We start from the raw sequence: 21,585 nt of genomic DNA, 5'->3' as shown, positions 1-21,585 counted from the left end.
ATGGCATGATCTCAAGGGCATGGTCTGACGTGGGATGTCAGGGCGTGACGTGAGCACGTTTCGTCAACCGGGCCAGCACCCGGGCGGCGGCGGTGAAGCCGAAGCTGCCGGTGACGAAGGTCGCCGCCCCGAAGCCCGAAGCGCAGTCGAGGCGAGTGGCTTCACCGTCGGAGGGCTTCTGGAAGCACACTTCGCCGTCGCTACCGGGGTACACCAGTTGCTCATCGGAGTGGACGCACTCCACCGAGAAGCGCCGCTTGGGGTTGCGCGAGAAGCCGAAGTCGCGACGCAAGCGGGCGCGTACCTTGGCGAGCAGCGGATCGTGCTCGGTGCGCGACAGATCGGCCACGCGGATACGGGTCGGGTCGGTCTGGCCCCCCGCGGCACCGGTCACGGTGATCGGCAGCTTGCGTCGCTTGCACCAGGCGATAAGTGCCGCCTTGGCGACCACGCTGTCGATGGCGTCGACCAGATGATCGGCATCGGGCGGGATGCGCTTGGCCAGGTTCGCAGGCGTGACGAAGGCGGTGTCGGCCACCACCTCGATGCCCGGCTGGATGGCCCGGCAGCGCTCGGCCAGCACCTCCACCTTGGGGCGGCCGATGGTGCCATCCAGGGCGTGGAGCTGGCGGTTGACGTTGGACACGCAGACGTCGTCGAGGTCGATCAACGTCAGCTTGCCGATACCGGAGCGCGCCAAGGCTTCCACCGTCCAGCTGCCTACGCCGCCCACGCCGACCACCACCACATGGGCGCGTCGGAAGTGCTCGGCGGCACGTTGGCCATAGAGTCGGCGGATGCCACCGAAACGGGCGTCGTAGTCATCCTGAATAGCGGCAGGTGCGGTGAAGGGGGCGGAATCGGTCATGGCATCGCGCTCCTGCGGTCATGTTGTCGGGGCGGTGCGGGCAGGTGACCCGACCAGCCGAAGCGCTCGAAGAGGGTCGTCATGCAGGCATCCAGGGGGCAGCAGAGATCGAGGCGACGCCCGCTCGCCGGATGGTCGAAGGCCAGGCCCACCGCCGCCAGCAACAGGCGAGGGCATTCCAGATGCTCTGCGAAGAAGCGATTGTGGTTGCCCTTGCCATGCTTGGCATCGCCGATGATCGGGTAGCCACGCTGGGAGAGGTGGCGACGGATCTGGTGGCGGCGTCCGGTCTGCGGTCGGGCCTCGATCAGCGAGTAGCGGCTCTGTGGATATCGATCCACCTGAATCGGCAGCTCGACGCTGTCGAGCCGGCGGATGTCGGTCACTGCCTCCATGGCCGGCATCTCGGCCTTGGGACGGCGACCATCTTCCTCGCGCAGCGGGTAGTTCAGCCGCTCCTGTTGCGGGCCGATGCCACGCACCACCGCCAGGTAGCGCTTTTCCACCCGGCGGGCCGTGAAGGCCGCCTGGAGGCTTGCCGCCGTCTGCGGGTCGAGGGCGAAGATGATGAGGCCGGAGGTCGGGCGATCCAGGCGGTGGACGGGGTAGACCCGTTGCCCGAGCTGGTCGCGCAGCCGTTGCAGCAGGAATTCCCGCTCGCCGCGGGCAAGCTGACTGCGATGCACCAACAGGCCGGCCGGCTTGTGCACGGCGACCAGATGGTCGTCTTGGTGGAGAAGGCTCAGCGGTGGTGTCATCGAGGCACTGTCACGGGATCAAGGGGCGTTATTGTCGCCGGCACGCCTCGCGCTGTCATCCCGTTCATGCCCTATGGCAATTGCAAAAGTGCTGTGCAAGGTCGACATGCCCGCTAGTCTGGTCTGCATGAGAGTTCGTTTACGCTTGGGGCCCCTGCTGATGGCGCTTAGCCTGCTCCCCGCGCTGCTTTCGGGATGTGCCAGCCTGAATCGCCACCATGAAGCTCTGCTGGTGCTGGGCGATCTGTCGGCGGGTGTCGAGGAGAGCCGGCTGAAGCGTCGCACCGAGTCGCCTCTCCGGGAAGGCATCGAATATGCGCGCCAGGGTCGCGACTACCGGGCGGATGTCTACCATCCGCCTGAGCCGCGCCGGGGGTCGCTGATCCTGGTGCATGGTTTCACCGAGCAGGGCCGTCGGGATCCGCGCCTGGTGGCGTTGGCGAGGACACTTGGCCGGGTAGGCTTTACGGTGATGGTGCCGGAACTCGACGGGCTGCGTGACTACTCCATCAGCAGCCGCGAAGTAGCGGCGATCGTCGATGCCATCCACTATGCCACCCACGCAGGGTTAGAGGCGCCGTCGCGCACGGCGGTGGCGGCAGTCAGTTTCGCGGTGGGGCCGGCGTTGATCGCCGCCATGGACGAAGAGGTGGCCTCGGCAGTGAGTCTCGTGGTTGCCGTGGGCGGCTACTATGACATGACGGACTTGCTGCGCTATATCACCACTGGTGAGGATCGCGGGGGTGCCGGTCAGCAGGCGCCTCCTCCGCAGCGGGAGGCGCGCTGGGCCGTGTTGCTGAGCCAGCTGCACTGGCTGGAGGATGCTCAGGACCGAACGCTACTGGAAACCATCGCTCGGCGTCGGCTGGTGGACCCCGAGGCTTCGGTGGAGGCAGAAGTCGGGCGGTTGGGTGAGTCGGGCAGGGCGCTCTACGCGCTGGTGACCAACGACGTCCCGGGGCGCGTGGCGGCCCTGATCGGTAAGCTGCCGGTAGCGCTGGTGAGAGAACTCGAGGCGCTGGATCCCTCGCGGCAAGCGCTCGACAGGCTGCAGGCCAGGCTGGTGCTGATCCACGGCCCGCAGGACCCGGTGATCCCGATCAGCCATAGCCGGCGTCTGCGTGACGCCCTGCCGCAGGGCCAGGCCCGCCTCTTCGAGACCGAAGCGCTGCAGCACGTGGCGGTGTCGCCGGGCTGGCGAGATGGCTGGGGCCTGTGGCGTGCGCTGGTGCATGTACTGGCCTTGAGCGAGGACCATGGTGATGGCGAATGAAGCCGCTGTTTTTACCGGCGAGCGCCACCATGGTCGCCTCGCCTTGCGCTGCACAATTCGTCATGCTGGGGGAGCCACTGCCTGGAGCCCGAACATGAAGCATTCCCCCCCCTACCGCCTCGCCGCCACCGTGCTGCATGGCTTCGACGAGTACCGCTCGCGTTTCAAGCAGATTACCGCGGATGCCAGCCGCCGTTTCCGGGATGCCGCCTGGCGCGAGGCCCAGAAGGCTTCGGCGGAACGCATCGACCTCTACGACGAGAAGGTTCAGGAGACCCTGGCCAGGTTGAGGCGTACCTTCGACACAGACCTGCTGACCGGGTTCGAGTGCTGGCGGGAGGCCCGGCGGCACTACGCCGAGCTGATCGATCAGCGGCTGGACTACGAACTAGCCGAGACCTTCTTCAACTCGATATTCTGCTCGCTGTTCCATCATCGGCACATTCACAACGACTGGATGTTCGTCTACAGCTCCCGTGAGCGGGCGGCTCACCACTCGGGCCTGGAGCTGTGCCGCCATCATCGGGTGGGTGGCGATTGGGTGGCGGGACTGCGTTGGGCCCTGGGCGAAGCGCGTTTCGAGACGCCCTTCGTCGACCTGGAGCACGACGCCGCCCTGGGCAGCGAGATGCTCGATCGACTGCTGCCCAGCGCCATCCTCGAGGACCCCGATGCCGAGATCGAACTGATCAAGAGCGTCTTCTACCGCAACAAGGGTGCATACCTGGTCGGGCGCGTGCTGGGCGGCGGCCAGCAGGTGCCGCTGGTGCTGCCGGTGCTGCATGAGGAGGGCGAGGGGCTGCACCTGGATACAGTGCTGATCGAGCAGGATGAGGTCTCGATCATCTTCTCTTTCACCCGCGCCTACTTCCAGGTCAAGGTGGTGGTCCCCAGCGAGTTCGTGCACTACCTGCAGGAGCTGATGCCCGACAAGCCACAGGGCGAAATGTATGCCGCCATCGGCTTCTTCAAGCACGGCAAGACCGAGTTCTTCCGGGCCCTCAATCGGCAGGTCGCCAAGCGCGAGGACAAGTTCATCATCGCCCCTGGGGTGCGTGGCATGGTCATGGCGGTCTTCGTGCTGCCGTCGTTTCGCACCGTGTTCAAGATAATCAAGGACCGCTTCGATCCGAGCAAGAACATGAGTCGTGAGAACGTCCGCGAGAAGTATCGCCTGGTCAAGCGCCATGACCGCGTGGGGCGCATGGCCGATACCCAGGAGTTCTCCAACTTCATCGCTCGCCAGGACCACTTCGATCCCGAGTGCCTGGCACATCTGCTTGAAGTGGCCCCCTCGACCGTCTACCTGCGTGGCGACAAGGTGATCATCAAGCACTGCTACACCGAGCGCATGATGATCCCGCTCAACATCTACCTCGAGCAGTGCGACCCAGACGAGACCCGGGCGGTACTCAAGGATTACGGCAACGCCATCAAGCAGATGGCCGCCGCCAACATCTTTCCCGGTGACATGCTGCTCAAGAATTTCGGGGTGACACGCCACGGCCGGGTGGTCTTCTACGACTACGACGAGGTGTGCTACCTCACCGAGTGCAACTTTCGGCACATTCCCGAGCCGATGTATCCGGAGCAGGAGCTGGCCGACGAGCCCTGGTACTCGGTGGGGCCCCATGACATCTTTCCCGAGGAGTTCGGTCCCTTCCTGTTCGCCGACGTTAGGCTGCGCAAGCTCTTCTACCAGCTCCACCCCGAGTTGTTCGACGCCGACTACTGGAAGGGGCTGCAGCAGGCGATCATCGACGGTCGGGTGATCGACGTCTATCCCTATCGCAACAAGCAGCGCTTCGCCGGGGATGACGACAACAGCCTGGTTCACTAGGCTGTGGCACTCAGGCTTTTCCCGTGCACCCGCCAGGAGCGTCTTGGTGACTCTCCTGCAGCGCCCTTTGGTTACCGCCGAGCCGTCACTGCGCGCTATGCTGAAAGCGATCGAGGCGCTTTGCTTCTCTCTCAATCCCAAGGAGAACGCCCATGTTGGACCTCATCTCCCACCCGGCGGATCACGTCGTGGCAATGAAGGCGAGTGGTGTGGTAACGGCTGAAGAGCTGCAGCACGCCATCGATGCCATCGAGGCCGCCAAGCGGGCCCACCCCAAGGTCAGCCTGATGGCCGAACTCGACGACCTGCGCTTGATGACGCTACCTGCCCTGATGAAGGACATCGGCTATGGTCTGACCCAACTCGGCAATCTCGATCATTATCACCGGGCCGCCGTGGTCACCGATCAGGCATGGGTCAAGCAAATCGCCCACCTGGAAGAACGGCTGTTCAAGGTCGTGGAGATCGGCACCTTTGCCAAGAGTGATCACGCCGCCGCCATGGCCTGGGTCGGTGAGCTGCCCAAGGGCGATCACGAGGAACCCGAAGAAGACGGTTATCACGGGGCTTAAGATGGCGTCGTTGAACGGTAACGGTCAGCAGGCCTGAGTAGAGAGGTGGGGAATGGCGGAGCAGCGTGGGCCGCATCTGGTGGTGTTGACGGGCGCGGGTATCAGCGCCGAGAGCGGTATCCAGACCTTCCGTGCCAGCGACGGTCTGTGGGCCGATCATGCCATCGAGGATGTCGCCACGCCCGACGCCTGGCGACGCGACCCCGAGCGGGTGCTGCGTTTCTATGATATGCGCCGCGAGCAGGTGCGTCGTGCCCGTCCCAACGCCGCCCACAAGGCACTGGCAGCGCTCGAGAAGCAGGGCTTCCGTGTCAGCATCATCACCCAGAATATCGATGACCTGCACGAGCGTGCCGGGTCGCGTCAGGTGCTGCACCTGCATGGTGAGATCCTCAAGGCGCGATCCTCGGTCGATCCACGCATGCACTATCCGTTGCCCCGCGGCGGTATCCGCCTGGGTGATACCTGCGACAAGGGTAGCCAGCTGCGACCGGACGTGGTGTGGTTTGGCGAGAGCGTGCCGCACTTCGGCGAGGCTTGCGAGATCGCTGCCCAGGCCGATCTGCTGCTGGTGGTCGGTACCTCGCTTGCGGTGATGCCGGCCGCCTCGCTGCTCGACCATGCGCCCCTGGAGGCCCCCTGCGTGCTGGTCGATCCCGAGGCCGATGTCCTGGCGCCGCCCGGCGTTGCCCGCCTTGGTCAGCCGGCGGGCAAGGGCGTGCCGGCTCTGGTGCGCCACTGGAAGCGTGAGGGTCGGCTCTGGATGCCGGAGTCGCTGCTCGAGTAGTAGGGGGCAATACGCAACAAGTGCATGGCCCATGCTAGAATGCCGGCCCCTTCGGTCCGGGATCATGCCGCACATGCAGGACGACACCTTTCACGACGCCGTCATCGAGCGCGACCCCGCCACCGGGCTCTCCAGTGACCCCGCCACCGGTCATCCGCGGCCGCCGCGCCGCGAGTTCAAGGCCCGGGGGAGTTTCGTCTCTCGCTGTCAGGGCTGCAACCTGCCGTTGCTCAACTGCCTTTGCCCCTATCGGGTTACCGCCGCGAGCGGGGCGAAGGTGTGGCTGCTCACCCACCCCCTGGAACATTACAAGCCGACCAACACCGGGCGGCTCATCGGTGATGTCCTGCCTGACACCGAGGTCTTCACCTGGTATCGCACCGTGCCCGACGAGCGGCTGCTGGCGCTGCTCGAGGACGAGCGCTACGCGCCCTTCGTGATCTTCCCCGATGACCAGCCGGACTATGCTGATCGGGTGGTGGGCATGGAAGCCGTCGCCGAGCGTCAGCGAGGTGGCCGGATACCGGTCTTCATCATCCTCGACGGGACCTGGCGGCAGGCCCGGCGGATCTTCCGCAAGAGCCCCTACCTCGACCGGCTGCCGGTGCTGCCGCTGGCCACCGAGCGGCTTACCCGCTACAGGCTGCGGAAGCCAGCCTCAGCCGAGCACCTGTGCACTGCCGAGGTGGCCATCGAGCTGTTGCGCCAGGCCGGAGATGGCGAGGCGGCCGCGGTGCTCGATGACTATTTCGATGCCTTCAACGACAGTTACGCCGCCAGCCGGCGCCACGAGAAGATCGAGGTACCGACGGCAGCGATGCGGCGCCTGCTGGCGCGAAAGGTGTAGCCACCCCCGTATGCAAAGGGAGGGGCGCTGAGGACAAGCCGTAGAGGAGGTCCTACGCCAGGGATGGCGTCGGTAGCGTACAGGGAGGTATTCACAGCGCCTCCTCGACGGTCCGGCGCTCCGGGGCTTGTCGCCAGGTCAGCCCTGAGCGGTAGGGGCTCCTGGCGGAATCAAGGCGAGCTACCAAATAGCGCCCCGGCGATGCGGAAACCGGCGATCCAGGTGCCGGCAGCGGAGCCGAGGGTAGCGGTCAGGAAGACCAGCAGGGTGCGCGACACACGGTTGCGCCACCAGCCCTTGAGCTCAGTGACGTCGTGGCGCAGGGTCGAGAAGTCCCGCACCTTGGGCTTGCGCATCCACAGCTCCACCCCGGCGGCAACGAAACCGGCGCCGATGGTGGGATTGAGCGAGGTGAGCGGGGCGGCGAAGAAGGTCGCCACTACCGTGACCGGGTGGGCAAGAGCCGCCAAGGTGGCTGCGCCGGAGAGCACGCCGTTGATCAGGAACCACTCCGCTACCAGTTGCCAGCCCAGCTCGGTGTTGCGCGAGAAGCCGATGGCGAAACCGGTCAGCACCAGTAATGTGATGATCCACGGAAGTGCGCGCCAGATCCGCGATGGCGGCGGGGTGGCTTCCAGGGCCTCGCGCTCCGCAGCGGGTTCGGCGGGCAGCGGTTGCTCCAGTTGTTCGGCGATGCCCTTCATGTGGCCGGCGCCGATCACCACCAGCACGCGACGATAGCGTCCAGGGCCGGCGTCCTCGGCCAGACGCAGCGTCATGTAGCGGTCGCGTTCACTGATCAGCGGCGTGTAGAGGGACTTCGACTCGGCGGCGAATTCGCTGAAGGTAGACTCCAGGACATCACCCTCCTTGAGCCGTTCGATCTCCTCGGCGGAGACCTGCTGGCGAGACAGCACGCTGCCGAGCAGCCCCGAAAACAGCGAGAAGCGCTGCCACCAAGGCACGTTGTGGTAGATCCGTTTGAGGGTGATGCCCACGTCGCGGTCGATCAGCAGTAGCGGCAGGCTGGCATCGCGGCTCTCCTCCAGGGCGGCACGCATCTCGGCCCCGGGCTCGATGCCCGATTGCTCGGCCACGCGCTGCTGGAAGGCCCCCAGCGCCAGGCTGGCGGCCACCATGCCGGCCTTGCCCTGGCGGAAGATCTGGAACAGGTCCTGTTCGCCCATGGCATCGGGGTTGGTGAGGCTGTGGTGACGGGAGTCGCACAGCTCGATGGCCACGGCGTCGAACTCGCCGGAACGGATCAGCGCACGTACGTCCGCGGCGCTCTCGGCGGAGACATGGGCCGTGCCCAGTAGGGTGTAGCGGGTCTCGCCAACCTGAACGACCCGGCGCGGGCCGCTGGTGGTGTCGGCCTGGCGGGCGGTGATCACGGAGTCCTGGGAGTCGGTCATGGACGCTCGGGCAGTAGGAGTGAAAAGGCGATTATCCACGAAGCCCGCCGGCGGGCCAAACCCGCCGTGATGCGTGCATCGGGTTTTGCTACTTGCGCCAGAAGGCCGGGGTGAACAATACCAGCACGGTGAAGATCTCCAGGCGACCGAGCAGCATGGCGATCACCAGAATCCATTTTGCCAGGTCCGGCAGGTTGCCGTAATGGGCGGAGGCCTCGCCCAGCGCCGGCCCCAGGTTGTTGAGTGCCGAGCCCACCGTGGACCAGGCGGTGACCTGGTCGACACCGGTGGCCATCACGCCCACCAGCATCAGGAAGAACAGCATCACGTAGGCGGAGAAGAAGCCCCACACCGCCTGGGCGATGCCGTCCGGCACGCTGACCTTGCCGATCTTCACCGTGATCACGGCATTGGGGTGGATCAGACGCATCACCTCACGCATGCCCTGTTTTAGGATCAGGATGATGCGGATCACCTTCATGCCACCGCCGGTAGAGCCCGAGCAGCCGCCGACGAAGGCCGCAACGAACAGCAGGAAGGGCAGGGCGCCGGGCCAGGTGGAGAAATCCGCCACGGCGAAGCCGGCGGTGGTGGCGATGGAAACCACCTCGAACAGCGCGTGACGGAGTCCCTCGGTGGTCGAATAGATGTCGGTCAGCCACAGAGAAATGGCGGTGATTACCGTCAGTCCGGCGAGGAAGAGCATCAGAAAGCGTGCTTCCGGGTCCTGGAAGTAGTGCAGCAGGCTGCGCTGTCTCCAGGCGACGAAGTGCAGGCTGAAGCTGAAAGCCGAGATCACCAGAAAGCCGGTGCAGATCAGCTCGATGGCGGCACTGTCGAAGTAGCCGATGCTGGCATCGTGGGTGGAGAAGCCACCGATGGCCACGGTGGAGAAGCTGTGCCCCAGGGCGTCGAACCAGTCCATGCCGGCCGCCATGTAGGCCAGCATGCAGGTCAGGGTCAGGGTAGCGTAGATGTACCATAGTGCCTTGGCCGTCTCGGTGATGCGCGGGGTCAGCTTGGAGTCTTTCAGCGGGCCCGGGATCTCGGTGCGGTAGAGGGCCATGCCGCCGACCCCCAGGGTTGGCAGAATGGCGACGGCCAGTACCACGATCCCCATGCCGCCCAGCCACTGCAGCTGCTGGCGGTAGTAGAGGACCGCCTTGGGCAGGAAGTCGATGCCGGTGATCACCGTGGCGCCGGTGGTGGTCAGTCCCGAAAAGGACTCGAAGACGGCATCGGTCGGGCTAAGGGCCGTGGCGCCGGTGAGCATCAGCGGCAGTGAGCCGAACAGCCCCAGCACGCTCCAGAACAGCGCCGCGATCAGGAAGCCGTCGCGGGTGCGCAGCTCCTTGCGGGCGTGGCGGTTGGGCAGGTACAGCACGGCACCGGTGGCCACGGTGATGCCGATGGCCACCGCAAAGGCGTCCCACATGCCGTCGGCGAACAGCAGCGAGATCAGGATCGGCGGCACCATGGTCAGGCTGAACATCATCAGCAGCAGGCCCAGGATGCGCAGGATCATGCGCAGGCTGCATTCGCCGTGTCGCGCTCGCGCCATCAGAAGAACGTCAGCCCGACCTGGAAGAGCCGCTCCACGTCGCGCAACCGGCGCTTGTCGATCACGAACAGGATGACGTGGTCGCCGGATTCCACCACCACGTTGTCATGGGCGATCAGCACCTCCTTGCCACGTACCACAGCGCCGATGGTGGTGCCCTGGGGCAGGTCGATCTCGCCGATGGCGCGCCCCACCACCTTGGAGGACTGGGTGTCGCCGTGGGCGATGGCCTCGATGGCCTCGGCCGCGCCGCGGCGCAGCGAGTGGACGTTGACGATGTCGCCGCGGCGCACATGGGTCAGCAGGCTGCCGATGGTGGCCTGCTGGGGGGAGATGGCGATGTCGATCTCGCCGCCCTGCACCAGGTCGACATAGGCGGCGTTGTTGATCAGCGTCAGCACCTTCTTGGCGCCCATTCGCTTGGCCAGCATCGACGACATGATATTGACCTCGTCGTCGTTGGTCAGCGCGCAGAAGATGTCGCAGTCCTCGATGTTCTCCTCCTCCAGCAACCGCTTGGCGGTGGCGCTGCCGTGCAGCACCACGGTGCGATCGAGGCGTTCGGAGAGCTGGGTGCAACGCTCGAGGTTGTGCTCGATGATCTTGACCTGGTGGCTGTGCTCGAGGTGCTCGGCCAAGCGCTCGCCGATGTTGCCCCCGCCGGCGATCATTATCCGGCGGAAGTCGCGGTCGAGGCGACGCAGCTCGCTCATCACCGCGCGGATGTCGCGACGGGCGGCGATGAAGAACACCTCGTCGTCGGCCTCGATCACGGTGTCGCCGCGCGGGATGATCGGCCGGTTCTGGCGGTAGATGGCCGCTACCCGGGTGTCCACGCTGGGCATGTGGCGGCGCAGGAAGCCCAGCTCCTGGCCGACCAGGGGGCCGCCGTAGTAGGCCTTCACCGCCACCAGCTGCACCAGGCCGCCGGCAAATTCCAGGACCTGCAGGGCCCCGGGATGCTCGATCAGCCGGCGGATATGGTCGGTGACCACCTGCTCGGGGCTGATCAGCACGTCGATGGGTACCGCCTCGTGGGCGAACAGCCCCTTGCGAGTCAGGTAGGCGGTGGCGCGCACCCGGGCAATCTTGGTCGGCGTGCGGAACAAGGTGTGGGCCACCTGGCAGGCGATCATGTTGACCTCGTCGGTGTTGGTCACCGCGATCAGCATGTCGGCGTCTTCGCAGCCGGCCTGACGAAGCACTACGGGGTAGGAGCCGGCCCCAGCCACCGTGCGGATGTCCAGGCGGGTATGCAGCTCGCGCAGGCGCTCGCTGTCGGTGTCCACCACCGTGATGTCGTTCTCCTCCCGGGCCAGGTGCTCGGCCAGGGTGCCGCCGACCTGGCCGGCGCCGAGGATGATGATCTTCATGGTCGTTACTGTCCGCTCTGGTCAGGCCACGCGTGATATCGAGGGCGGCGCACCTGAGTGCGCCGCAACATGACGATACAAGCCTAAACCAGCCGCCATGAGAAGAACAGGTTGCGGGTGTCAGTCCAGGGTGAACCCGACCTTGATGGTGACCTGCCAGTGGGAGACCTGCCCGTCCTCGATGTGGCCGCGTGTCTCCGTGACCTCGAACCAGCGCATGCCGTGCAGGCTCTCGTTGGCCTTGGTCAGGGCGCTCTGGATGGCGTCCTCGATGTTCTTCTCTGAGGAGCCGGTCAGTTCGATGTGCTTGTAGGTGTGGTGACTCATGGGACCTCCAGTGTCGTGGAACGAAAAGCCCGCCATCAGGCGGGACGCTTCTCTAGTCTGGCATAGAAGAAGCCATCGTGGCTGTCGGGTTGCGGCAGTAATTGCCGTCCGGCACCCGAGGGGCGGCCCCAGGCCATGCCGGCCAGGGTGCTCGCCACCGCATCCGGGTTGCGGGTGAGGAAGCGCTCGACCTGCTCGGCATTCTCCTCGGGCAGCACCGAGCAGGTGGCGTAGAGCAGGGTGCCGCCGGGGCGCAGCAGCGGCCACAGATTGTCGAGCAGCCGGGCCTGGAGCTCGGTCAGCCTGGGGATGTCCGAGGGCCGGCGTAGCCGCTTGATATCGGGATGACGGCGGATGACGCCGCTGCCGGAACAGGGGGCATCGAGCAGGATGGCGTCGAAGGGCGTGCCGTCCCACCAATCGCGGGTGGTGGCGTCACCTTCGGCCAGGGTGGCGGCAAGGCCCAGCCGCGACAGGGTGTCCTCGACCCGAGCCAGGCGGGCGGCATCGCTGTCGATGGCCTGCAGGTCGATGTCGAACAGTTCCAGCAGGTGGGCGGTCTTGCCGCCGGGTGCGCAGCAGGCGTCCAGTACCCGGGCACCGGGCCGCGGCGCCAGCGCCGGGCCGAGCAGCACGGCGGAGAGCTGGGCCGATTCGTCCTGGACGCTGGCATGTCCCTCGGGGAAGCCAGGTAGGGCATGGACATCGACCGGAGTCTCCAGAGTGATGCCCTCCGGGGCATGGGAACACAGCCGGCCCTCTAGGCCGGCGGCGATCAGCCGGTTCAGGTAGGCCTCGCGATCGCCATGACGCCGATTGATTCGCAGCGTCATGGGCCCCGGCGTGTTGTTGGCCTCGCAGATGGCGCGCCAGTCGTCGGGCCAGGCCTGGCGCAGGGCCTTGAGCCACCACGGGGGATGCAGCAGCGTCACAGCCGGGTCGCGGTCGACCTCGGCCTGCAATTCCGCGCTCTCGCGCTGCAGGCGGCGCAGGCAGCCGTTGAGCACCCGGGTGGCCCACTCCTTGCCCAGCAGGCGGGCAGCACCAGCGGTCTCGCCCACGGCGGCGTGGGCCGGTATGCGCAGGTAGAGCAGTTGGTGGATGCCGAGCAGCAGCAGTGCCTGGACATCGGCGTCACGGGCCTTGAACGGCTTGTCTAGCAGCTTGCCGGCCAGCGCCTCGAGGCGCGGCAGGGTGCGGCAAGCGCCATAGCAGAGCGCCTTGAAGAGTGCTCGATCACGGGCCACCACCTGATGGTCGTCGAGACCGGTGAGCGAGCCCTTGCCGGTGATTACCGGGGCCAGAGCCCGGGCAGCGGCGGCTCGCACGGCCATACCGTTGTCGCGACTGCCTTCCCGGGAGCGGGGCGCGCTGGTTTCCTGGCTCATGCGGTGGCCTCCTCATCGGTGTGCCCCAGTCGGGTGCCGGGGGCCAGCCGCTCGGCGCGGGCCTTGAGCAGTTCACCCACCGCCAAGGGTTTGCCGCCGGGCAGCTGGGCGCGGGTCACTTCCAGTACCTGGTCGCCGGCCTCACCGCAGGCAATGCGCAGGGCATCGGCGCCGTGGGCGAGCAGAGTGCCGGGTAGCATCGATGCCTCGCCCGGCGCGGTTGAGGCCGCTCGTGCCATGAGCAGGCGAAGGCGGTCGTCTCCCAGGGCGCACCAGCTCACTGGCCAGGGGTTGAAGGCACGGATTCGGGCCGCAAGCTCGGCGGCCGGGCGGTGGAAGTCGAGCTCCGCCTCGGCCTTGGAGAGCTTGGCGGCGTAAGTGACCCCCGCCTCGGGTTGGGGAATAGCCTCGAGCCCCCCGTCGGCCAGGGCATCCAGGGCCTCTACGATAGCCTTGCCGCCGAGGCTCGCCAGTCTGTCGTGGAGTTCGCCGGCCGTGGTGGTGGCGGAGATCGGGGTGCGTTTGACCAGCAGCATGTCGCCGGTGTCGAGACCGGCGTCCATCTGCATGATGGTCACGCCGCTCTCCGCGTCGCCAGCCTCGATGGCCCTTTGGATGGGAGCGGCACCGCGCCAGCGTGGCAGCAGTGAAGCGTGAACGTTGAGGCAGCCCAGCGGGGGAATCTCGAGTACGCCACGGGGCAGGATCAGACCGTAGGCCACCACCACCATGATGTCGGCTTCATGGCCTGCCAGTTCGGCCTGACTCTCGGGCACCTTGAGGGATACCGGCTGGCAGACCGGCAGACCATGCTGCTGCGCGAGCGCCTTGACGGGACTCGGGGTTAGCTTGCGGCCGCGGCCGGAGGGCCGGTCAGGCTGGGTATAGACGGCGACGACATCATGGCGGCTCGCCAGCAGCGCCGCCAGGCTCTCGGCGGCGAAGTCGGGGGTGCCGGCGAAGATGAGGCGCAGGGGTCGAGACATGTTCAGGGCCTTGCCAGTGGGCGATGCCCTTCATGATAACGGAGGTGACCGGAAACGACTAAGGCCGGCTCACCAAGGTGGACCGAATGCTCAAAAGGCCCAAGGAACAATGTATCAGGCGGGCTGCATCTGCCGGTGACGCTTCTGCATTTTCTTCATCACCCGGTCACGCTTGAGAGTGGAGAGGTAGTCGACGAAAAGCACCCCTTCCAGATGATCATGCTCGTGTTGGATGCAGTGGGCGAGCAGGCCCTCGGCCTCCAGCTCGTAGGGCTGGCCGTCACGATCCAGGGCCTTGAGGTGAACCCTCAGCGCGCGGGGGACATCGGCGTAGTACTCGGGTATCGACAGGCAGCCTTCCTGCATCGGTTCGCGCTCGTCGCCGATGGGCGTGAACTCCGGATTGATCAGCACCAGGGGGCGTGACTGGTTGTCGCTCACATCCATGACGATGACTCGGCGGTGTACGTCCACCTGGGTAGCGGCCAATCCGATGCCGCTTGCGTCGTACATGGTCTCGAGCATGTCATCGACCAGTTGGCGCACCTCGTCGTCTACCGTTTCGACGGCCTTTGCAATGGTGCGCAGCCGTTCGTCGGGAAATTCGAGGATGGGTAATTTGGCCATGGCGTTGGAATCACCGTTATGCTGTCATTTACAAGATGACACTATTCTAGGAGTACGCGTTCGGTGGCGAAACCGTCGAACGTGAATCATATCGATAGCATCTGACTATACCACGCCGCCGTCGTTCCATGGCGCCGAGCGTGAAGCCAGTAACGCGGGGGGAGAGCAGGGATGAGACAGACAGGATGCGCATTGGGGTGGCGTCAGCGGCTGAAAGGGAGGCTCGTTACCCTGCTGGTGGGTGGGGCGCTCGGCCTCGCCGCTACCCTGGCCCAGGCCCAGGGGCTCTCCTGGGAGGATGGCCTGAAGGGCGATGCCCCGGATCGCTATACGGTGGTGAAGGGAGACACGCTCTGGGATATCTCCGGTCGTTTCCTGCGCCATCCCTGGCAGTGGCCCGAGGTATGGCAGGTCAATCCGCAGATCGAGAATCCGCATCTGATCTATCCCGGCGACGTCGTCTATCTCTATGATTGCAACGGTTGCCCCTGTATCGGCCTCGAACGTGGTCAGGGCATGGTCCGCCTCTCACCCAAGGTCCGCACCACCCCGCATCGTGAGGCCATCGAGCCGATTCCCCTGGATGCTGTTCGCCACTTCCTGAGTGAGCATCGCGTCGTCGACGACCCCGAGGCGCTGAACGAGCTGGCCTATGTGGTCGCCGGCGATGATGGCCGCCTGGTAAGCGGCGGCGGCGACCGCTTCTACGCCCGGGGTCGGGTCGAGGGCGGCGGTCGTTTCGGTATCTACCGGGTGGGCGAGCACTACATCGACAGCGCCAGTGGCGAGTCGCTTGGCCTCGAGCTGGAGAGCGTCGGCCAGGCGCGCCGCCTGCGTCAGGAGGACGACATCGCGGTGATGGAGGTGGCTTCCTCCAACCAGGAGGTGCGCAACGACGATATCGTGCTGCCGCTCGAGGATCGCGATCTGGTCACCGAGTTTCTTCCCCGTGCTCCCGACCATGAGGTCGAGGGTCGCATCCTGGCAGTGCCCGGCGGTGTACGCTTCATCGGTCGCCTGCAGGTGGTGGCGCTCGACCGCGGCCGGCGCGACGGCCTGAAGACGGGCCATGTGCTGACGGTGGAGCAGCGTGGGGAGTTGGTCGATGATCCGCGCACCGGTGAGATGCTGCGCCTGCCTGGGGAGGATGCCGGCCTTGTCATGATTTTCCGTCCCTACGAGAAGATGAGCTATGGCCTGGTAATGCAGGCCAGTCGCACTCTGTCCGTGGGTGATCGAGTCTACAGTGCCCAGCGCCTGCTGGATGCAGCGCCGCGCTAGGGCGGAGGCCGACGGTGCAGGCGCGGGAATGGTTGGCACTCGCCCGGTTGCCCGGCATGGGGGCCGCGCGTCTGGCCGAACTGGTGGCGGCGCGTCCTGATTGGCCGGAAGGCTGGCTGGCCGTGCTGCCGCGGGAGGCTGGCATGGCTCTGCGCCTGTGGCTTGATCATCCCGCCCGCAGCCCGCTCTCCGCCGAGCTGTCAGCCGACGAGGCCTGGCTCAACGCCGCCCCAGGCCGGCATCTTATCCACCCCGACCACCCGGTCTGGCCGCGACTGCTCGGGCAGATTGCCGATCCCCCGCCGGTGCTCTGGGCGCTGGGTGATCTCGAAGCTCTCGCCCCACCGCGGCTGGCCATGGTCGGCTCGCGGCGGCCGACTCGCGAAGGGCTCACCAATGCCGCAGGCTTCGCCCGGGAACTGGCCGGGCGGGGCTGGTGCGTGGTCAGCGGCATGGCACTGGGCATCGATGCTGCCTCCCAGCAGGCGGCACTCGACGCCAGCGGGAAAAGCGTGGCGGTACTCGGCTGCGGAGTGGATGTCGTCTATCCACCTCGCCACCATCGCCTTTACCGGCGCCTGCAGGAGCCCGGCGGACTGCTGCTCTCCGAGCATCCTCCCGGCACCCCGGCGCGGGCCGGCTTCTTCCCGCGACGCAACCGCATCGTTACCGGTCTCTCGCTGGGCGTGCTGGTGGTGGAGGCCGCCGAGAAAAGCGGCTCGCTGGTCAGTGCCCGGTTGGCCCTCGAGCAGAACCGCGAAGTCTTCGCGTTGCCCGGCTCGATTCACAACCCCATGGCGCGTGGCTGTCTGCAGCTCATCCGCGACGGCGCCGTGCTGGTCCGCGACCTGGACGACATCCTGGCCGAACTCAGCCAGTGGGCCGTAGCCAGCGCCCCCGCTCCGGCTATTTCGACGCCAGGGCCGGCAGAGGCGCGGGAGGACTCGCTGCTGCGCTGGCTGAGCGACACGCCCACACCGGTGGATGCCCTGGTGGCATTGACCGGGCGCGGGGTCGCCGATTGCCAGCGCGGCCTGCTGGAACTCGAGCTGGAGGGCGCCGTGGCGCAGGCTGCCGGTGGCTGGGTGCGCCTGCCGACGCGGTCGGGAGCGTGATAGCATACGGCCTCTCAAGCCGGTCACCCGGCATGTCTAGGCAAGGCGAGGAGACCGATGATCGAGGCCAATGCTCTTGATGAGGCCGTCGTGGTCCTGCATGCGGGCGGCGTGATCGCCTATCCCACCGAGGCCGTCTGGGGGCTGGGGTGCGACCCCGACGATGCCGCGGCCTTGACCCGCCTGCTGCAGCTCAAGGCGCGCGACCCGGCCAAAGGCGTGATCCTGATAGCGGCGAGCATCGGCCAGGTCGCTCCCTGGCTGGAGGGGCTGTCCGCCGAGCAGCAGGCGTTGCTGGCGGCCAGCTGGCCGGGCCCCCACACCTGGCTGGTGCCCGACAACGGCCGCTCCCACGCCCTGGTGCGTGGCGACCATGATCGGGTGGCGCTGCGGGTCAGTGACCATCCACGGGTCGTGGCGCTGTGCGAGGCCTTCGGCGGACCGCTGGTCTCGACCTCGGCCAACCGTGCAGGCGAGCCCCCGGCGATGTGCGCCGAGGAGGTTCGTGCGGCCTTCGGCGATGAGCTCGATGCCGTCCTGGAAGGCCCACTGGGCGGCCTCGAACGCCCCAGTACCATCCGCGACCTGGTCACCGGCCGGGTGCTGCGTTCCTGAAGCGTCCCTTTCCAGCCCAGGAGGCTCCGTTGGCCCACGCCCATCTCGATGACGTCAAGACCTACCTGCTCGACCTGCAGGAGCGTCTCTGCGCAGCCCTGGCTGAGGAGGATGGCAGCCACTTCCGCGAGGACGCCTGGGACCGGCCGGAGGGCGGAGGAGGCCGCTCCCGGGTGATCGAGAATGGCCGGCTCTTCGAGAAGGGCGGTGTCAACTTCTCCCATGTGTTCGGTGAGCGTCTGCCGCCCTCGGCCACCGCGGCGCGGCCGCAGCTTGTCGGGCGTAGCTTCCATGCGCTGGGGGTCTCCTGGGTACTGCACCCGGAGAACCCCCATGTGCCCACCAGCCACGGCAATGTGCGTTTCCTTATCGCCGAAAAGCAGGGTGAAGACCCCGTCTGGTGGTTCGGTGGTGGTTTCGACCTGACCCCCTACTACCCGGTGCATGAGGACGTGGTGCACTGGCATCGGGTGGCGCGCGACGCCTGTGCCCCTTTCGGCGATGACATCTATCCCCGCTACAAGGCCTGGTGCGACGACTACTTCTATCTGAAGCACCGCGACGAGACCCGTGGCGTCGGCGGGCTCTTCTTCGACGACCTCAACGAGGGTGGCTTCGCACAGTGCTTCGCCTTTCAACAGGCCGTGGGCGATGCCTTCCTGGAAGCCTATCTGCCCATCGTGCGTCGTCGTCGCGACACGCCCTGGAGCGAGCGCGAGCGCGACTTCCAGCTCTATCGTCGCGGGCGCTATGTGGAGTTCAATCTGGTGTGGGACCGCGGCACCCTGTTCGGGCTGCAGAGCGGCGGGCGCACGGAATCGATCCTCATGTCGATGCCGCCCCTGGCGCGCTGGGAATATGACTGGCACCCCGAGCCGGGTAGCCCGGAGGCGCGGCTCTATGACGACTATCTGCGTCCCCGCGACTGGCTCGGCGAGCAGCAAGAGGAGAACGGAGCATGACCGATCGCTACTGCGTCTTCGGCCACCCCGTCGGCCATTCGAAGTCGCCGGCCATCCATGCTGCCTTCGCCGCGCAGACCGGGGACGATATCGAGTACACCGCCATCGAGGCACCGCTGGACGACTTCGCCGGCGCCTGGCGGCGTTTCCTAGCCCAGGGTGGTCGCGGGGCCAACGTCACCGTTCCCTTCAAGGAGGATGCCTTTCGCCTCTGCGATACGCTCAGCCAGCGTGCGCGTCGGGCCGGGGCGGTGAACACCCTGATTCTCGGCGACGAGGGCGAGACCCGTGGCGACACCACCGACGGGGTCGGCCTGGTGAGCGATCTCAAGCGCCATGGCGTGGAGCTGTCCGGGGCACGCATCCTGGTGCTGGGTGCCGGAGGCGCGGTTCGCGGCGTGCTGGAGCCGCTGCTGGTCGAGGGACCAGAGGGCCTGCTGGTGGCCAACCGCACGGCAGCCAAGGCCGAGGCCCTGGCCGCCGACTTCCGCGACCTGGGCGCGATCGTCGGCGGAGGCTTCGATGCCGTTGAGGGGCCCTATGACCTGGTGATCAATGGCACCAGCGCGAGCCTGGCGGGTGACCTGCCGCCGCTGCCCGACGACCTCTTCGCGCCGGGCGCCACCGCCCACGACATGATGTATGGCGCCGAGCCCACGATCTTCCTGCGCTGGGCCGACGAGCGCGGTGTGCGCACCGTGGACGGCCTGGGCATGCTGGTGGAGCAGGCGGCGGAATCCTTCTTCCAGTGGCGCGGCAGGCGCCCCGATACCGCCCCGGTGCTGGAGAGGCTCAGGCAGGCTCTGTAGGGGGCCGGGGAAGGCGTAGGCCAGGTAAGCGACAGCGCACCTGCATCTCCTCTGCGGTTGCCACCGGTCAGCTCCTGGGTAGACCGGTAGGACGCCTTCAGCGTCTGTTGACGTGGAGCCTTTAGCGTCTCTACGTAGACCCCACCATGCACAGCGCCACGCCGGCCACCGAGGTCAGCATGCCGCCGTTGACCAGCCAGGGGTGGCGGTCGATCCAGGGCACGAAGGGCTGGGCGGTCTCGCGGCATACGCCCGCGCGGTAGTCCCAGTGTCCCTCCTGGATGAGCAGGCATTCCCGCACGTCACTCAATTCCATGAAATAGGCACCCATCAGCACCAGGATGGGCAGTATCAGCAGCAGCAATCCGATCTTCAGCATGCGAGTCGAGCGTTCCTTCAGGGGCGCGGGCAGTTGGGCGTGCGGCCGGCGTTACGGGCCCACTCATAGCGAGACATGGCGTTGCCCATGGCCGCTTCCAGGCCGCCGATGCGCTGGCCGTGACTCGGGTGGGTAGAGGCCCAGGCCGGCGGCCGTGCGCCGCCGCTGCCCATGTTGTTCCACAGGGCAATGCTGGCTCGCGGGTCGAAGCCCGCCTCGGCCATCAGGTTCAGGCCCAGGGTGTCGGCCTCGCTCTCGTGGCGCCGGGAGAAGGGCAACAGGATGCCGTACTGGGCCCCCATGCCCAGCGCCGCCATCATGGTCTCGCCCCCGGCCCCCTGCATGCCCGAAGCGGAGGAGATCACCGACAGGCCCAGCTGGGTAGCGGTCTGGGTGGACGCGCGCTCATTGGCATGGCGGGCCAGCACATGGGCGATCTCGTGGCCGATTACCGCGGCGAGCTGGTCCTGGTTCTCGGCGATCTGCAGCAGGCCGGTGTTGATACCCACGTAGCCGCCTGGCAGGGCGAAGGCGTTGGCCTGTTCGGACTTGAAGACCTTGACCTGCCAGTTCTGGTTGCGCTCTCGCTCGGGCAGGGCGCGGACCACGGCCCCGGTGACGCACTCCACGTAGCGCAGCGGTGCGCCGCCGACCGTCGGCAGCTCCTGCTGGTACTGGGCGAAGGCCTGGGCGCCCATCTGGTCGAGCTGTTCGTCGGACATCAGGGTGAGCTGCGAACGCCCGGTGGGCGAGGTGGTGCAGGCGGCGAGGCTGACGCTAAGCGCGCCAACGGCAAGGCAATGGATCCAGCGCATGGAGATCTCCAGTCGATTCCAGATCATTGAGACTCTGGACGGGGGGCGAGGTTCGCCACAAGATACCCCGAACGTCGGTCAGGTCAACCGCGAAATATGCACACCGAGAGGAAGCCGTCATGGACGCCGAGCTGTCGCGTCGTTTACTCAAGCTGCTGGATCACGTCGAACATTGGCTGCCGCCACCGCCGGTGGAGGTGGATTGGGAACGGGATGTCGCCGCTCTCTGGCAGCGCCACGCCCTCGGCGGACGCTTGCTGCCGGTTCCGCCCCGGGACGCCCTGGCGCTCGACGACCTGCTGGGTATCGAGCGGCAGAAGCTGGCGCTGGTCGACAACACCCGTGCCTTTCTCCAAGGCCTTCCCGCCAACCACGCCCTGCTGTGGGGGTCCCGAGGCAGCGGCAAGTCGTCGCTGATTCGTGCCCTGCTCAACAGCCTGTCCGAGGAAGGACTGCGCCTGGTACAGGTGGACCGCCATGACCTTTCGGCGCTGCCGGTGCTGGTGGAGCAGTTGCGCCACCAGCGCCAGCGTTTCGTCGTCTACTGCGATGATCTCTCTTTCGAGGGTCATGACGATGCCTACAAGGCGCTGAAGAGCGTTCTGGACGGAGCCCTGACCGGACCACCGCCCAATGTGCTGCTCTACGCCACCTCCAATCGCCGCCACCTGCTGCCGGAGTCGATGAGCGACAACGAGGGCTCACGGCTGGTGGGCGACGAACTCCATCATGGCGATGCCGTGGAAGAGAAGATCTCGCTTTCCGACCGCTTCGGCCTATGGCTGGGTTTCCATCCCTTCAATCAGGATGTCTACCTGGAGGCCTGCTGTCACTGGGTTACCCAGCTGGGCCATCGCGAGGACTGGAATGCCGAGGCGCGCGCCGAGGCGATCCGTTTCGCCACCCTGCGGGGTGGACGCAGCGGGCGCGGTGCCTGGCAGTTCGCCACCCAATGGGTGGGCAAGCGTCGCCTGCACGGGAAGCAGG

At 66.6% G+C, this 21,585-nt stretch carries 21 protein-coding genes and 1 pseudogene; 11 read left to right on the top strand and 11 right to left on the bottom strand.

The features are described 5' to 3' along the window. Nucleotides 1-37 precede the first annotated feature (37 nt). Together tcdA and U5L98_RS01685 are read right to left on the bottom strand one after the other, a co-directional pair. Nucleotides 38-868 carry a tRNA cyclic N6-threonylcarbamoyladenosine(37) synthase TcdA gene (gene tcdA, locus U5L98_RS01690; protein ID WP_322556613.1) on the bottom strand — a complete coding sequence of 277 codons (831 nt, stop codon included), beginning with the start codon at nucleotides 866-868 and terminating at the stop codon, nucleotides 38-40. Then, nucleotides 865-1,626 (bottom strand): pseudouridine synthase, encoded by a 762-nt coding sequence (locus tag U5L98_RS01685; protein ID WP_322556612.1) that lies wholly within the window; start codon nucleotides 1,624-1,626, stop codon nucleotides 865-867. Before U5L98_RS01685 ends, tcdA begins: the two co-directional genes overlap by 4 nt. Nucleotides 1,627-1,771: 145 nt before the next feature. Between U5L98_RS01685 and U5L98_RS01680 the strand changes: the two genes are divergently transcribed. From U5L98_RS01680 to U5L98_RS01660, 5 genes are all read left to right on the top strand, one after another. Then, the gene (locus U5L98_RS01680) at nucleotides 1,772-2,899 is read left to right on the top strand and encodes a hypothetical protein (protein WP_322556611.1); all 1,128 of its coding nucleotides are present in this window, start codon (nucleotides 1,772-1,774) and stop codon (nucleotides 2,897-2,899) included. Nucleotides 2,900-2,993: 94 nt separating this feature from the next. After that, complete coding sequence (aceK, locus tag U5L98_RS01675; RefSeq protein ID WP_322556610.1) at nucleotides 2,994-4,739, top strand: bifunctional isocitrate dehydrogenase kinase/phosphatase; 1,746 nt, start codon at nucleotides 2,994-2,996, stop codon at nucleotides 4,737-4,739. Nucleotides 4,740-4,891: 152 nt separating this feature from the next. Continuing rightward, nucleotides 4,892-5,311 carry an STAS/SEC14 domain-containing protein gene (locus U5L98_RS01670; RefSeq protein ID WP_322556609.1) on the top strand — a complete coding sequence of 140 codons (420 nt, stop codon included), beginning with the start codon at nucleotides 4,892-4,894 and terminating at the stop codon, nucleotides 5,309-5,311. 52 nt (nucleotides 5,312-5,363) lie between these two features. Beyond that, complete coding sequence (locus U5L98_RS01665) at nucleotides 5,364-6,098, top strand: NAD-dependent deacylase (protein WP_322556608.1); 735 nt, start codon at nucleotides 5,364-5,366, stop codon at nucleotides 6,096-6,098. A 73-nt stretch (nucleotides 6,099-6,171) separates the two neighbouring features. Further along, the gene (locus tag U5L98_RS01660; protein WP_322556607.1) at nucleotides 6,172-6,945 is read left to right on the top strand and encodes a tRNA-uridine aminocarboxypropyltransferase; all 774 of its coding nucleotides are present in this window, start codon (nucleotides 6,172-6,174) and stop codon (nucleotides 6,943-6,945) included. A 170-nt stretch (nucleotides 6,946-7,115) separates the two neighbouring features. Here the strand turns inward: U5L98_RS01660 and U5L98_RS01655 are convergent, their stop codons facing one another. The 7 genes from U5L98_RS01655 to def all read right to left on the bottom strand — a co-directional run bounded on the left by U5L98_RS01655 (nucleotide 7,116) and on the right by def (nucleotide 14,622). Further along, entirely contained in the window at nucleotides 7,116-8,360 is a 1,245-nt protein-coding gene (locus tag U5L98_RS01655; RefSeq protein ID WP_322556606.1) for a TraB/GumN family protein, read from the bottom strand. 88 nt (nucleotides 8,361-8,448) lie between these two features. Next, nucleotides 8,449-9,921, bottom strand: a complete 1,473-nt coding sequence (locus tag U5L98_RS01650) for a TrkH family potassium uptake protein (protein ID WP_322556605.1) — start codon at nucleotides 9,919-9,921, stop codon at nucleotides 8,449-8,451. Continuing rightward, complete coding sequence (gene trkA, locus U5L98_RS01645) at nucleotides 9,921-11,294, bottom strand: Trk system potassium transporter TrkA (RefSeq protein ID WP_322556604.1); 1,374 nt, start codon at nucleotides 11,292-11,294, stop codon at nucleotides 9,921-9,923. The genes U5L98_RS01650 and trkA overlap by 1 nt, the downstream gene beginning before the upstream one ends. A 120-nt stretch (nucleotides 11,295-11,414) precedes the next feature. Beyond that, the gene (locus U5L98_RS01640) at nucleotides 11,415-11,621 is read right to left on the bottom strand and encodes a dodecin (RefSeq protein WP_322556603.1); all 207 of its coding nucleotides are present in this window, start codon (nucleotides 11,619-11,621) and stop codon (nucleotides 11,415-11,417) included. Nucleotides 11,622-11,656: 35 nt separating this feature from the next. Beyond that, nucleotides 11,657-13,009 carry a 16S rRNA (cytosine(967)-C(5))-methyltransferase RsmB gene (gene rsmB, locus U5L98_RS01635; RefSeq protein WP_322556602.1) on the bottom strand — a complete coding sequence of 451 codons (1,353 nt, stop codon included), beginning with the start codon at nucleotides 13,007-13,009 and terminating at the stop codon, nucleotides 11,657-11,659. Next, nucleotides 13,006-13,995, bottom strand: a complete 990-nt coding sequence (gene fmt, locus U5L98_RS01630; RefSeq protein ID WP_322556601.1) for a methionyl-tRNA formyltransferase — start codon at nucleotides 13,993-13,995, stop codon at nucleotides 13,006-13,008. Before fmt ends, rsmB begins: the two co-directional genes overlap by 4 nt. 114 nt (nucleotides 13,996-14,109) lie before the next feature. Next, complete coding sequence (gene def, locus U5L98_RS01625) at nucleotides 14,110-14,622, bottom strand: peptide deformylase (RefSeq protein ID WP_322556600.1); 513 nt, start codon at nucleotides 14,620-14,622, stop codon at nucleotides 14,110-14,112. A gap of 171 nt (nucleotides 14,623-14,793) precedes the next feature. On the opposite strand from def, the gene U5L98_RS01620 reads away from it, so the two are divergent. Genes U5L98_RS01620 through aroE form a run of 5 tightly spaced genes read left to right on the top strand, consistent with a single transcriptional unit; the run spans nucleotide 14,794 to nucleotide 19,404 of the window. Continuing rightward, nucleotides 14,794-15,903: a LysM domain-containing protein gene (locus U5L98_RS01620; RefSeq protein WP_322556599.1), complete on the top strand. Its 1,110-nt coding sequence runs from the start codon at nucleotides 14,794-14,796 to the stop codon at nucleotides 15,901-15,903. A 14-nt stretch (nucleotides 15,904-15,917) separates the two neighbouring features. Then, nucleotides 15,918-17,018 carry a DNA-processing protein DprA gene (dprA, locus tag U5L98_RS01615; RefSeq protein ID WP_322556598.1) on the top strand — a complete coding sequence of 367 codons (1,101 nt, stop codon included), beginning with the start codon at nucleotides 15,918-15,920 and terminating at the stop codon, nucleotides 17,016-17,018. Nucleotides 17,019-17,075: 57 nt separating this feature from the next. Further along, nucleotides 17,076-17,633, top strand: a complete 558-nt coding sequence (locus tag U5L98_RS01610) for an L-threonylcarbamoyladenylate synthase (protein WP_322556597.1) — start codon at nucleotides 17,076-17,078, stop codon at nucleotides 17,631-17,633. A gap of 29 nt (nucleotides 17,634-17,662) precedes the next feature. Next, nucleotides 17,663-18,595 carry an oxygen-dependent coproporphyrinogen oxidase gene (gene hemF, locus U5L98_RS01605; RefSeq protein WP_322556596.1) on the top strand — a complete coding sequence of 311 codons (933 nt, stop codon included), beginning with the start codon at nucleotides 17,663-17,665 and terminating at the stop codon, nucleotides 18,593-18,595. Beyond that, nucleotides 18,592-19,404, top strand: a complete 813-nt coding sequence (aroE, locus tag U5L98_RS01600; RefSeq protein ID WP_322556595.1) for a shikimate dehydrogenase — start codon at nucleotides 18,592-18,594, stop codon at nucleotides 19,402-19,404. Before hemF ends, aroE begins: the two co-directional genes overlap by 4 nt. A 130-nt stretch (nucleotides 19,405-19,534) precedes the next feature. On the opposite strand, the gene U5L98_RS01595 is transcribed toward aroE, so the two are convergent. Continuing rightward, nucleotides 19,535-19,783, bottom strand: a complete 249-nt coding sequence (locus U5L98_RS01595) for a hypothetical protein (RefSeq protein ID WP_322556594.1) — start codon at nucleotides 19,781-19,783, stop codon at nucleotides 19,535-19,537. A 17-nt stretch (nucleotides 19,784-19,800) separates the two neighbouring features. Further along, the gene (locus U5L98_RS01590; protein WP_322556593.1) at nucleotides 19,801-20,598 is read right to left on the bottom strand and encodes a M48 family metallopeptidase; all 798 of its coding nucleotides are present in this window, start codon (nucleotides 20,596-20,598) and stop codon (nucleotides 19,801-19,803) included. Between the two features lie 119 nt (nucleotides 20,599-20,717). Here U5L98_RS01590 and U5L98_RS01585 point away from each other — a divergent pair. Then, nucleotides 20,718-21,575: pseudogene (locus U5L98_RS01585) on the top strand (ATP-binding protein); the annotation flags it as partial. Nucleotides 21,576-21,585 lie beyond the last annotated feature (10 nt).

The organism is Halomonas sp. (assembly GCF_034520545.1).
Classification (GTDB): domain Bacteria; phylum Pseudomonadota; class Gammaproteobacteria; order Pseudomonadales; family Halomonadaceae; genus Halomonas.
This window is presented reverse-complemented; position numbering and strand designations above follow the sequence as displayed.